Raw genomic sequence first — 10,870 nt, forward strand, 5'->3', positions numbered from 1 at the left:
TTACAAAACTCTTTCAACGGCGGCTGACCCTGTGCTCAGGCGGTCTGGTAGAGCGGCGCGGCATGTTCGTCACGCTCCATCTCGGCGAGGTTGGCGACCTGCAATTCGCCACGGGCGTTGAGGTACTCGGCCAGCGCGCCGACTTTTTCCAGGGCCAGCAGGGTGTCGTAACTCCTGACGTGGGGGTAGAGCTGGGCCGTGACGCCCTGCACGCTGTGGGGCGAGACGCAGATGTTTAAAATGCGCTCCATCTTGCGGATATGTGAGGCGCGGATGGCCGCGCTGCGGGTGTGCAGATCGTGAACCGGTTCCTCGTGCCCGGCCAGGGTGAGCGCAATGCCTTCCTCGGCGTCGAGCAGGTCGAGCGAGTGCAGATAGTGCGAGAGGCCGTTGCCCGGCGTGATGCTCTCGGCGGAGAGATGAGGGGTGGTGCGCGCGAGAACCTGATCGGCGCTGAGCAGCACCTCGCCCACCCGCAGGCAGATTTGCCCCGGACAGTGCCCAGGCGTGTGGATGACCCGCAAAACGCCGTCGAGAACGTCGCCGTGACGCAGCTCGGTTTCGACGGGACCGCCGACGAACCGTGTTTTGCCCGCGCCGTACATGTTCATGAAAGCGGTGACGCCCGGCGTATCGACCCCCGCCTCGTGCAAAAAGGCCCGCAGTGCCCGCGAGGTGAGCACGATGCGCTCGCGGTAGGCGCTCAGCACCGGGTGGTCGAGTTCGTGGACGGCGACGGGTGCAGCCGTCAATGTTCGCACGAAGTCGAGGCCGCCGTGATGGTCGATGTGGCCGTGCGTGATGACGACGCGCGACAACTCGGCCCACTCCAGCTTCTCGCCGAACTCGCTCAGAGCCGCGAAGCCAGAGAGAAGGTCGGCGTTGCTCTGCTCGGTGCCGCTGCCGGTGTCGATCAGCGCCGCATACTCGCCGCGCCGCAGCACATAGATGTTGGCCAGAAAGGTGCCGAACACGCGCACCGGAAAGCTGTAGATCAGCGTGCCGTCTGACAGGGCATGGCGCTGGGGTGGGGGCAGGACCGAAGACATACCTGCTTTGATAGCACACCGGGTCGCCCGCGCCAGAGTTACCAGTGCCGTGTGCATCCGGCCCGGCCAGCGCTCCCAATGAAGTGCGGTGAACGGTCTGCCGCGTTCGGGCGGCGCAGACTGAGCGCATGACGACCTCATCCCCCCGGCTTTCGGTGCTCGATCTGGTGCCGCTCCCCTCCGGGCAGAGCAGTGCCCAGGCCGTGAACGACGCTGTGGCACTGGCCCAGCATGTCGAAGCCTTGGGCTATCACCGTTACTGGATTGCCGAGCATCACAACATGCAGTCGCTGGTCAGCAGCGCTCCGGAACTGCTGATTGCCGCGCTGAGCCAGCGCACCACCACGCTGAGGCTCGGCGCGGGCGGCATCATGTTGCCCAATCACTCGCCGCTCAAGGTGGCCGAGCTGTTCCGGCTGCTCGAAGCCCTCGCGCCGGGCCGGATTGACCTGGGCCTGGGGCGCGCGCCCGGCACTGATGGCCGCACGGCGCTGGCACTCAGGAGGTCGCGTGAAGCGCTGGAAGCCGACGACTTCGAGTCGCAACTCGCCGAATTGCTGGCCTTCGGCGGCAACTTGAGCGCGGGCGGCTTCCCGGCGGGCCACCCGTTCCGGAGCATTACCGCCGCGCCCTACGATCAGCCGCTGCCGCCGCTGTGGCTGCTGAGTAGTTCCGGTCACGGCGCTTCGGTGGCCGCCGAGATCGGCGGGGGGCTCGCTTTCGCCGCCCACATCAACCCCGATCTGGCGCTGGCGGCGCAGTCGATCCGGCACTACCGCGCGGCGTTCCGGCCCTCCGGGCAGTTCGCACAGCCGCAGGTCATCGTCGCGCAGTCGGTGATCGTGGCCGATAGCGACAGCGAGGCCGAGCGACTGGCCCTGCCGCTGGGCCTGATGTTCCTGCGCCTGATGCGCGGTGAGAGCGCTCCCTTTGCCAGCGTGGAGGAAGCCGCCGCCCACCCCTACACCCCTGCCGAGCGTGCCCAGATCGACAGCATGGGCCGTAGCGGGCGTTTCGTGGCGGGCAGCCCGCAAACGGTCAAGGCGCGGCTGGACCGGGTGCTGGAACTGACCGGCGCGGACGAACTGATGATCGGCAGCTTGATGCATGACCCCGCAGACCGCCAGAAGTCGTATGACCTTCTCGCGCAGCTGTATCCCCAGCGTGAGGGGCGCAGCGCGGCGGACTGAAGCTAAGCTGCCTGCGCTTCCCGCTGCGCTGCCCTGGCCGCTGCATAGACCTCGCCCGCTTCCCTGGTGGTCAGGTCGGTTAACGCCTCAATGATTCGGCCCACGCTCTGAGCGGCGTATTCTGTGGAACTGAGTCGGGCGTGTGGCGTGCCGCTGAGGAGCGTTTCGAGCTGGGCGTGCAGGCGCTGGGCTGCCTCGGCGCTGAGCGGCCGGGCGGGTGGACTGGGTGGGCTGACTGTCGATTGGCCGAGGAGCGGTTGGCTGGCCGCTTCGGCGTCGTCGTCTTCATCGGCCACGATGCCCAGCGCCGCAGAGAGGGCGTAGCGGCGCAGGTACGTCAGGCCAGACCCGGCACCCTGTGGATCGTCTTTGGGTAGCCTAACCCGGCAGCGCGCCGAGATGAACTCGCCGGAACTGTGCAGCAGCATGGTTTCCAGCGCGACGTAACCGGGGTCGTCGCTGACCGGAAGCTGCACCACGCTCAGGTCGTTCTCGGCCAGCGCCGCCCGACAGGAGGCCCAGACACTGGAGAGGTCGGCATAGCGGGTTTTCAGGTGCGGGTTGGTGGACCCCTTGACGGCGACCTTGAGGCTGGCCTGCGCTTTGCTCAGCGCCGCACCGATGCGGGCGAGCGACTCGCTGTGCTTGACCGGAACTGGACTGCTGCTCATGGTTGGCCCTCGATTCGTCCTTCAGCATAAATCAGACTTTGATTATGTTAGCAGCCCACTTGAGCAAACGCTAGGTCACAGGCCAGTCCGGACCGTCCCCTGCTATGCTGACGGCGATTGGCCGGGCGCGTCCGGGTTGACTGGCTGCGCCCCGACCCGGAGGACGCCTCATGACAAAGACCGATGCACGGCCCCGCCTGACCCAGCAACCCGCCTGGCAAGCCCTGGAGCGCCACTACACCGAGATCAAGGACGTTCAGTTGCGCGAGCTGTTCGCTGCCGACCCGCAGCGCGGCGAGCACCTGACCGCCGAGGGCGCGGGCCTATTTCTGGATTACTCCAAGAACCGCGTGACGGGCGAAACCATGAAGCTACTCTTGCAACTCGCCGAGCAGACCGGTGTGGCTCGGAAGCGCGACGCCATGATCAAAGGCGAGAAGATCAACGTGACCGAAGGCCGCGCCGTGCTGCACACTGCCCTGCGCGTGCCGAGGGGCGGCACGGTGATGGTGGACGGAACAAATGTGGTGCCGGAAGTCCACGAGGTGCTCGACAGGATGGCCGCCTTCGCTGAGCAGGTTCGCGCCGGAACCTGGCTGGGCCACACGGGCAAGCCCATCAAAAATATCGTCAACATAGGCATTGGCGGCTCCGACCTCGGCCCGGTGATGGCCTACGAGGGGCTGAAGTTTTACAGTCAGCGCAACCTCACCGTGCGCTTTGTCTCCAATGTGGACGGCACCGATCTGGTCGAAAAAACCCACGGCCTCGACCCTGCCGAAACGTTGTTCATCGTCTCCAGCAAGACGTTTACCACCCAGGAGACGATGGCCAACGCGACCTCAGCGCGGGCCTGGTTGCTCGAAACGCTCAAGGACGATGCGGCAGTGGCGCGGCATTTCGTGGCCGTTTCCACCAACGCGGAGGCGGTGGGCAAGTTTGGTATCGACACCGCCAACATGTTCGGCTTCTGGGACTGGGTGGGCGGGCGCTACAGCATGGACAGCGCCATCGGCCTGAGCCTGATGATTGCGGTGGGGCCGGAGCATTTCCACGAACTGCTGGCCGGGTTTCACGAGATGGACGAGCATTTCCGTACCGCACCGCCCGAAAAGAACCTGCCGATGCTGCTGGGATTGATTGGGCTGTGGTACGACGATTTCTTCGACGCGCAGACGGTGGCGATCTTGCCCTACGACCAGTACCTCTCGCACTTCAGCGCTTACTTGCAGCAACTCGATATGGAGAGCAACGGTAAGCACGTGACGCTGGAAGGCGACCTGGTGGACTACCAGACCGGCCCGGTGATCTGGGGGCAGCCCGGCACCAACGGCCAACACGCCTTTTACCAGCTGATCCACCAGGGCACCAAGCTGATTCCCTGCGATTTCATCGGCTTCATTCAGACGCTCAATCCGCTGACGCCGCACCACGACTTACTCATGGCCAACGTGTTCGCCCAGACCGAGGCGCTGGCCTTCGGCAAGACCCGCCAGGAAGTCGAGGCCGACGGCGTGAAGGCCGAGCAGGTCGCGCACCGGGTCTTTGAGGGCAACCGGCCCACCAATACCATTCTGGCCGACAAGCTGACCCCGCGCATTCTGGGCAGCTTGATCGCCCTCTACGAGCACAAGGTGTTCGTGCAGGGCGCGGTGTGGAACATCAATTCGTTCGATCAGTGGGGCGTGGAACTCGGCAAGGTGCTGGCCCAGAAGATCGTGCCCGAGCTGCAAGACACCGCCGAGCCGGAGTTGCAGCACGACAGCAGCACCAATGCCCTGATCCGGCGCTACCGGGCCGGGCGCAGAGCCGAGTAAGGCGGGCGCTTAGACGGCGCTGGCGGGCCGGGTGTCCAGCGCCGTTTGCAGCACCTCTCGCGCTGCCGATGCTTCCTCAGCACTGAGTTCGAGGCGCGGTGGGCGTACGTGGGCGCTGCCGTGGCCGACTTCCTGCTGCACGAACTTGATCAGTTGCACGAATTTGGTCACGGTGTCCATGCGCAGCAGCGGCAAAAACCAGTGGTAAAGCCGGGCGGCGTCTTCGAGTTTGCCAGCGCGCGTCAGCTCGAACAGTTCTACCGACTCGGCGGGGAAGGCGTTGACCAGGCCCGCGATCCAGCCGGTTGCGCCCGCCTGCACGCCTTCTACCAGGGCGTCGTCCACCCCGACCAGCAGTTCGACCTGCGGCGGCAGGGTGGCCTTCAGCGCCGTAACGCGCCGCACGTCCGCGCTCGATTCTTTGACACCGCGCAGGTTGGGATGTTCGGCGGCAAGTTCTAGAATCTGCGGTGTCAGGAAATCGGTGCGGTAGGCCAGTGGGTTGTTGTAGAGAATGACCGGCAGGTCGGTGGCGGCGATCACGGCACTGACGTGCGCCTTCATCTCGCGCCAGTCGCTGGAGTAGACGTACGGTGGCAGCACCATCAGCCCCTGGCACCCGGCGGCCTGCGCGTCCTGGGCCAGTTTGACGGCCCCGTGGGTGCTGAGGCTGGCGATGCCCGGCACCACCGGAGCGCCGCCGAGGGCACCGACCAGCGTATCCAGCACCGCCAGTTTCTCGGCGTGGTCGAGCGTGTTGCCCTCGCCCAGTGAGCCGAGCGGCACCATACCCTTGCAGCCCGAGCGCATCATCCACTGGGCGTGCTCGCGCAGGAACGCGTGATCCACGCTGCCGTCGGCGTTGAAAGGAGTGGTGATGGCCGGAAAGACGCCTTCAAAAAGTTTTGACATGATCATTCTCCTAGGAGGTCGGCGAGGGGGAGTGGTAAAAGCGGTGGCCGGACGCCCGTGAACGTCCAGCCGTAAAGGGTTTCGGCGGCGGGTCCGCACACCCGCCCTTGACAGGTCCCCATCCCGCAGCGGGTCTGGAGTTTGGCTTCCGTCCAGGACGGGCAGGCTTGCAGGGCGGCGTGCGGCACGTCCTCGCAGCGGCAGATCAGGGTACCGGCTGCAGGCAACGTTCGGAGGGACGGCCTGAGCGCGAAACTTCTGCTCAAACTGGCCTGAAAGTGGCGGGCTTGCTCCAGCTGGGTCGGCAGGTCGCGCAGCCGCTCGACTTGCCCGGTGGCGGTGTACCCGGCCATTGAGCCTTCCAGTCGGGCCTTGTCCACGCCGCCGATGCCGGTGAGTTCGCCAGCGGCGTAGATGCCCGGCTGCGAGGTCTGTTGCCAGGCCCCCACCTTCACTGCGCCCCCCTCCAGCGCGCAGCCGAACAAAGCGGCCAGCCGGGTGTCCGGCACCAGTCCGAAGCCTGCCGCCAGCCAGTCGCATTCCAGGGTGCGGCGTGTCAGACCGCCCAGCTCGACCTGGGTAAGCCGCTCTCCGCCGCTGGCCTCGACGGGGTAGGTGGCCGGCCAGTAAGGCACGCCGCGCAGCGCCCAGAGCAGCTTGGCGGCCTCGCCCACCTTGCCGCCGCGCTGGGCTGCCAGGCCAAAGCCCAGAAGCCGGGTCGGGCTGGCCTGCTCGGCCACGCCGACGACCTCGGCCCCCGCCGCCCGCATCCCCGCCGCCACCGCCAGCAGCAGCGGTCCCGACCCAGCGACGAGGACCCGCGCGCCCCGCACGTCCAGCCCGCTCTTGACCATCGCCTGGAGGCCGCCCGCGCCCACCACCCCCGGCAACGTCCAGCCGGGAAAGGGGAGAAAGCGCTCGGTGGCGCCCGACGCCAGAATGATCTTCTGCGCCAGTACCCGGCGCGGGCCTTGCGGTGTGGAGAACTGCACGGCGTGGCCTCCCTGCGGCCCCCGCTCGCTCAGGGCGACCTGTGCGCCGTAGAGAGCGGTGATGTTGGGTTGACGCTGAACGCCGCGCAGCAGCGTCCCACTTTCCCCGCCGTCACTTGCTTTGGCCCCGCGCCAGATCTGCCCGCCGGGGCCGGGACCCAGATCGGCCAGCAGCACCGCCGCGCCGCCCTGGGCTGCCGACAGCGCCGCGCTCAGTCCGGCTGGCCCCGCGCCGATGATAAGCAGGTCCGTTTCCAGAGCAGTCATTCGAGCAGCTCCACCGTCATGCCCGGTTGAACCGGAATCAGGCAGGTACGAACCAGCACGCCGTCCACCCGAGCGCGGCACTCGAAGCACGTGCCCATGCCGCACAGCGCGCCGCGCCGCTGGCCGCTCAGACTTCGGCGCAGGCTCCAGTGTGCCGCTCCCTGCAAAGCGGCCAGCACGCTGATGCCCGCCGGAACGCGGAGGGGTTGACCTTCCACCGTCAGCACGAGTTCAGGCATGAACGGCCTGCCTTTCAAAGCGCCTCAGACCGAAATCGTGGGCCGAGAGCGGCGAGGCCGGGCCGCCCAAATCGGCGGCGAGCACCTCCGCCGTGCCCAGCGCCGCCGTGATGCCCAGCCCCTCGTGGCCCAGCGCCAGGTAGATGCCGGGCCGATCCGGATGCGGTCCGATGATCGGCAGGTGATCGGGCGTGGCGGAGCGCTGACCCGTCCAGATTCGCAGGGCGCTGGCTCGCCGCAGCCCCGGCAGGTAGTCGGCGGCGCGGGCCAGCATCCGGCGCAGCAGCGGCCAATCGGGTTCCTTGCTGACGCGCCCGAACTGGCGGCTGCTGCCGATCAGCAGTTGACCGCTGGGACGCGGCTGCACGTTGAAGGCCACCGAATCGGCGTCGCTGGCGTGGGCGCTCTTGAGGTAGCCGAGTTCGATGAGCTGATGGCGAACCTGCGGCCCGCCCCGCTCGGTGATCAGCAGGTGACCCTGACGCGACCGGAGCGGCAAGTCCGGCAACAGTTCGCTGGCCCCCGCGCCGCCCGCCACCACCACCCACTCGGCGGCGAGCGTCTGGCCGTTGTCCAGCCGCACCTTGCGCTCCGCTAGATTCACCACCCTGGCGCGTACCAGCGCCGCGCCGCTGTGTTCCAGCAGAAAGCGGGCCGCCACCGGGGCGTAGACCACGCCGTCGCCGGGGACGCGCAGGCCGCCGCACAGCCCTCCGCGCAGTTCCGGCTCGATGCGGGCCAGTTCTGCGGCGTCCAGCACCCCGGCGGCCCGGCCCGCCGTGCGGTAGGCGGCCTGTTTGGGCAAAATTCCAGCGAGTTCCTCGGCGTCGCTGGCGACCCACAGCGTGCCGCAGGTGCGGTAGTCTGCCGCCACTGGCAGACGGGGTGCGAGTTCGGCCCACAACTCCAGGCTGCGCGAGGTCAGGGCGAGCTGGGCGGGCGAGTCGTCCATCACGACCAGATGCCCCATCCCCGCCGCCGTCGCGCCGCCGCCGACGGGGCCAGCCTCGATCACCGTGACCCGGTGGCCCAGCCGCGCCAGGCTGGCCGCGCAGGCTGCGCCGACGATGCCCGCGCCGATGACGACGGCGTGTTCAGCCATCCTGGGCCGCGCTCACGCCGATGCCCCAGGCGTAGGGATCGCCCGGCTGCGCCACCAGTATCCCCTCGGCGGTGATGAAGGCGCGTCCGGTGATGGTGGGCCGCACCTCGCCGCCGATGAGTTCGTACGACGCCTCGAAGGTGCTGCCGATGACGCTCTCCTGCACCCAGGTCTGGCCCGGCGCGAGCTGGCCGTCTGCCGCCAGACAGGCCAGTTTGGCACTGGTGCCGGTGCCGCAGGGACTGCGGTCATACGCGCCGCCGGGACAGCGCACGTAGTTACGGGCGTCGACGCCGGGGGTGCTGGAGTGGGCAAACAGCTCGATGTGGTCGATCGGCGCGCCGCCCTCGCCGGTGACGCCCTGCCCGTTGAGTGCAACCTGAATCCGGCGCGTCTCGTCTTCGAGTGCCGCGAGCTGAGACAGATCAAGTACCCTTTCTCCCACGTCCACCAGGAAAAACCAGTTGCCGCCCCAGGCCACGTCGCCGCGCACCGGGCCGAGGCCGGGTACGTCCAGCGTGACGCCCGCCCGGTGCCGCCGCGCCGCCACGTTCGCCACGCTGACCCGGCCGTCTCCGTGCAGCGTCGCGCTGACCACCCCGACAGGCGTCTCCAGGCGGTGAACGCCGGGGCCGAGCTTGCCCAGGTAGGCCAGCGTGGCGACGGCCCCGATGGTGCCGTGCCCGCACATGCCCAGCATTCCGGCATCGTTGAAAAAGATCACGCCCGCTACGCAGTCCGGCGCTCTCGGCTCGACCAGCACGGCGCTGACCAGTACCTCGTGGCCGCGCGGCTCGTTGTTGATCAAGCTGCGCCAGTGGTCGAAGTCGCGGCTGAAGGTGGCTCTCTGCTCAGTCAGATTCGCGCCGGGCAACTGGGGAAAACCCGCGGTGATGACGCGGGTCGGCTCGCCGCCGGTATGCGAATCCACGAAGCTCAGGCGCGGCAGATTGGAGGGCGGGGCCATGCTTCAGCGTAGCGCATGGAAGAAGGTGCTCAGAACTTTCCGAACTCGGGCCTCCGCTTCTCGGCAAACGCCCGCACGCCTTCTTGGTGCTCGGCGTGGTCGCCCGCGAGTTGTTGCAACACCGCTTCGTTGTCGAGCGCGGCGTCGAGTGTGCTGCCCAGCGCGAAGTTGAGGGCCTGCTTGGTCAGTGCCAGGGCATTGAGTGGACGGGTCGCCAGCCGCTCGGCGTAGGCCTGCACGTCATCGGCGAAGGTTTCGGCGCTGAACACCTGTTCGCACAGGCCCAGTTTCAACCCGTCTGCGGCAGTAATTTTCTCGGCGAAGGCCATCAGCTCAAAGGCCCGCGCTGCGCCGACCAGACGGGGCAGAAACCAGGTGCTGCCCGCGTCGGGAATCAGGGCGATGTTGGAGAAGACCTCGATGAGGGTGGCCTGATCGCTCCACAGCCGGACATCGCCGCTGAGGGCCAGACTCGCCCCAGCGCCCGCCGCCACCCCATTGATCGCCGTGATGACCGGCTTTTTCAGGCTGCGAATCGTCTGAATGAGCGGGATGTAAGTATGACGCAGGTGCTCGGTGAAATTGGTGCTGCCTTCCCGGTTCTGCACGTCGCCCAGGTCCTGTCCGGCGCAAAAGCCGCGCCCCGCCCCGGTGATGACGACGACGCGCACGGCGCTGTCGAGTTCGGCAGCCTTGAGCGCTCCGGTCAGCGCGAACAGCAGTTCGTCGTTGGCGGCGTTGAGGCGCTCCGGGCGGTTGAGGCTGAGGGTTAGGACGGCGTTTCTGGTTGCGGAAAGCAAAACGGGATTGGGTGGTGTCATGGCGTTCAGGTTACTCCGGAGTGGTCGAGGCCAGGGCCGCTTCTGCCGAGGCGAAGTGCGTCTGGCTGGCCTGCACGGCGGCGGTCTCGTCACCGGCCCGCACCGCGTCCAGCAGGACCTGATGGCGGGCCAGCAGCGCGGTGAACCCCAGCAGTGACGGCTCGGCGTTGCGCCCGGCGCGGATACTGTAGCGGGCGGCCTTGCTCAGGGCGGTCACTTGCAGCGAGATCAGCGGATTGCCCGACGCCTCGGCCAGCAGCGCGTGAAAATGCACGTCGTGGCGAATGTATGCGCCGCCGATGGGGCCAGCTCCCCGCATGGCGTCGAGCGCGCCTTGCAGGGCCGCCAGGTCTTCGGGCGCGGCGCGGCGGGCCGCGAGCCGCGCCGCCTGGACGTCCAGCGCCGAGCGCAGTTCCATGATTTGCAGCGCCGTTACCTGCCCGGTGTACATGGCGTGGCGCATCAAGGCACTCACCGGCAGCGAGTCGATGCGGCTGACTTTGGGGGTCTTGCCGTTGGAAATGTCGATGACCCCGGTGGCCGCCAGCGTCCGGTAGGCCTCGCGCACCACGCTGCGGCTGACGTTCAGCTCGCGGCTCAGGCTCATCTCGCTGGGCACCGGGTCGCCGGGCTTGAGGCGCTCGTGCCGGATGAACTCCATCAGGTGTCGGCTGACCTGAAAGGCGCGGGTGTCGGTGGCAGTGGATTCGGTCTGGGGGGGCATCGGGTCCTCTGGTGGTGTGGCGCTGGAGGGAGCAGGGCAATCGGCGCTCACTCCCTCTTCGCTCACTTGCACCAGCCTATCAGACAGGTTAGGGTTGGGAGCGAACCCCCGTACCCGCT

At 67.6% G+C, this 10,870-nt stretch carries 11 protein-coding genes; 2 read left to right on the plus strand and 9 right to left on the minus strand.

Annotation, left to right across the window (positions count from 1 at the left end; all coding sequences use genetic code 11):
* Positions 1 to 35 precede the first annotated feature (35 nt).
* Positions 36 to 1,049, minus strand: coding sequence for an MBL fold metallo-hydrolase (locus GUI70_RS01945; RefSeq protein WP_161880616.1), 1,014 nt, complete (start codon positions 1,047 to 1,049; stop codon positions 36 to 38).
* A 128-nt stretch (positions 1,050 to 1,177) separates the two neighbouring features.
* Here GUI70_RS01945 and GUI70_RS01950 point away from each other — a divergent pair, with 128 nt between their 5' ends.
* The gene (locus tag GUI70_RS01950) at positions 1,178 to 2,239 is read left to right on the plus strand and encodes an LLM class flavin-dependent oxidoreductase (RefSeq protein ID WP_161880617.1); all 1,062 of its coding nucleotides are present in this window, start codon (positions 1,178 to 1,180) and stop codon (positions 2,237 to 2,239) included.
* Between the two features lie 2 nt (positions 2,240 to 2,241).
* Here the strand turns inward: GUI70_RS01950 and GUI70_RS01955 are convergent, their stop codons facing one another.
* Positions 2,242 to 2,910, minus strand: coding sequence for an ERF family protein (locus GUI70_RS01955; protein ID WP_161880618.1), 669 nt, complete (start codon positions 2,908 to 2,910; stop codon positions 2,242 to 2,244).
* A 170-nt stretch (positions 2,911 to 3,080) separates the two neighbouring features.
* Between GUI70_RS01955 and pgi the strand changes: the two genes are divergently transcribed.
* On the plus strand, positions 3,081 to 4,727 hold the full coding sequence (pgi, locus tag GUI70_RS01960; RefSeq protein ID WP_161880619.1) for a glucose-6-phosphate isomerase: 1,647 nt from the start codon (positions 3,081 to 3,083) through the stop codon (positions 4,725 to 4,727).
* 9 nt (positions 4,728 to 4,736) lie between these two features.
* Here the strand turns inward: pgi and GUI70_RS01965 are convergent, their stop codons facing one another.
* From GUI70_RS01965 to GUI70_RS01995, 7 genes are read right to left on the minus strand one after another with little or no spacing between them, the layout of a single operon-like run.
* Positions 4,737 to 5,639: a dihydrodipicolinate synthase family protein gene (locus GUI70_RS01965; RefSeq protein ID WP_161880620.1), complete on the minus strand. Its 903-nt coding sequence runs from the start codon at positions 5,637 to 5,639 to the stop codon at positions 4,737 to 4,739.
* A gap of 2 nt (positions 5,640 to 5,641) precedes the next feature.
* Complete coding sequence (locus tag GUI70_RS01970; RefSeq protein ID WP_161880621.1) at positions 5,642 to 6,898, minus strand: NAD(P)/FAD-dependent oxidoreductase; 1,257 nt, start codon at positions 6,896 to 6,898, stop codon at positions 5,642 to 5,644.
* Complete coding sequence (locus GUI70_RS01975) at positions 6,895 to 7,137, minus strand: (2Fe-2S)-binding protein (RefSeq protein WP_161880622.1); 243 nt, start codon at positions 7,135 to 7,137, stop codon at positions 6,895 to 6,897. Before GUI70_RS01975 ends, GUI70_RS01970 begins: the two co-directional genes overlap by 4 nt.
* On the minus strand, positions 7,130 to 8,239 hold the full coding sequence (locus GUI70_RS01980; RefSeq protein WP_161880623.1) for an NAD(P)/FAD-dependent oxidoreductase: 1,110 nt from the start codon (positions 8,237 to 8,239) through the stop codon (positions 7,130 to 7,132). The genes GUI70_RS01975 and GUI70_RS01980 overlap by 8 nt, the downstream gene beginning before the upstream one ends.
* Positions 8,232 to 9,206, minus strand: a complete 975-nt coding sequence (locus GUI70_RS01985) for a proline racemase family protein (protein ID WP_202630371.1) — start codon at positions 9,204 to 9,206, stop codon at positions 8,232 to 8,234. Before GUI70_RS01985 ends, GUI70_RS01980 begins: the two co-directional genes overlap by 8 nt.
* A gap of 29 nt (positions 9,207 to 9,235) precedes the next feature.
* Complete coding sequence (locus tag GUI70_RS01990) at positions 9,236 to 10,027, minus strand: enoyl-CoA hydratase-related protein (protein ID WP_161880624.1); 792 nt, start codon at positions 10,025 to 10,027, stop codon at positions 9,236 to 9,238.
* A 10-nt stretch (positions 10,028 to 10,037) separates the two neighbouring features.
* On the minus strand, positions 10,038 to 10,817 hold the full coding sequence (locus GUI70_RS01995) for a FadR/GntR family transcriptional regulator (RefSeq protein ID WP_161880625.1): 780 nt from the start codon (positions 10,815 to 10,817) through the stop codon (positions 10,038 to 10,040).
* Between the last annotated feature and the right edge of the window lie 53 nt (positions 10,818 to 10,870).

This window comes from Deinococcus alpinitundrae, assembly GCF_009982895.1.
Taxonomy (GTDB): Bacteria; Deinococcota; Deinococci; order Deinococcales; family Deinococcaceae; genus Deinococcus; species Deinococcus alpinitundrae.

What these genes read in the sequence shown, in the direction of transcription:
- pgi (WP_161880619.1), top strand. Translation starts at nt 3,081, where the DNA reads ATGACAAAGACCGATGCACGGCCCCGCCTGACCCAGCAACCCGCCTGG.
- GUI70_RS01965 (WP_161880620.1), bottom strand. Translation starts at nt 5,639, where the DNA reads ATGTCAAAACTTTTTGAAGGCGTCTTTCCGGCCATCACCACTCCTTTC.
- GUI70_RS01990 (WP_161880624.1), bottom strand. Translation starts at nt 10,027, where the DNA reads ATGACACCACCCAATCCCGTTTTGCTTTCCGCAACCAGAAACGCCGTC.
- GUI70_RS01955 (WP_161880618.1), bottom strand. Translation starts at nt 2,910, where the DNA reads ATGAGCAGCAGTCCAGTTCCGGTCAAGCACAGCGAGTCGCTCGCCCGC.
- GUI70_RS01970 (WP_161880621.1), bottom strand. Translation starts at nt 6,898, where the DNA reads ATGACTGCTCTGGAAACGGACCTGCTTATCATCGGCGCGGGGCCAGCC.
- GUI70_RS01975 (WP_161880622.1), bottom strand. Translation starts at nt 7,137, where the DNA reads ATGCCTGAACTCGTGCTGACGGTGGAAGGTCAACCCCTCCGCGTTCCG.
- GUI70_RS01950 (WP_161880617.1), top strand. Translation starts at nt 1,178, where the DNA reads ATGACGACCTCATCCCCCCGGCTTTCGGTGCTCGATCTGGTGCCGCTC.
- GUI70_RS01980 (WP_161880623.1), bottom strand. Translation starts at nt 8,239, where the DNA reads ATGGCTGAACACGCCGTCGTCATCGGCGCGGGCATCGTCGGCGCAGCC.
- GUI70_RS01985 (WP_202630371.1), bottom strand. Translation starts at nt 9,206, where the DNA reads ATGGCCCCGCCCTCCAATCTGCCGCGCCTGAGCTTCGTGGATTCGCAT.
- GUI70_RS01945 (WP_161880616.1), bottom strand. Translation starts at nt 1,049, where the DNA reads ATGTCTTCGGTCCTGCCCCCACCCCAGCGCCATGCCCTGTCAGACGGC.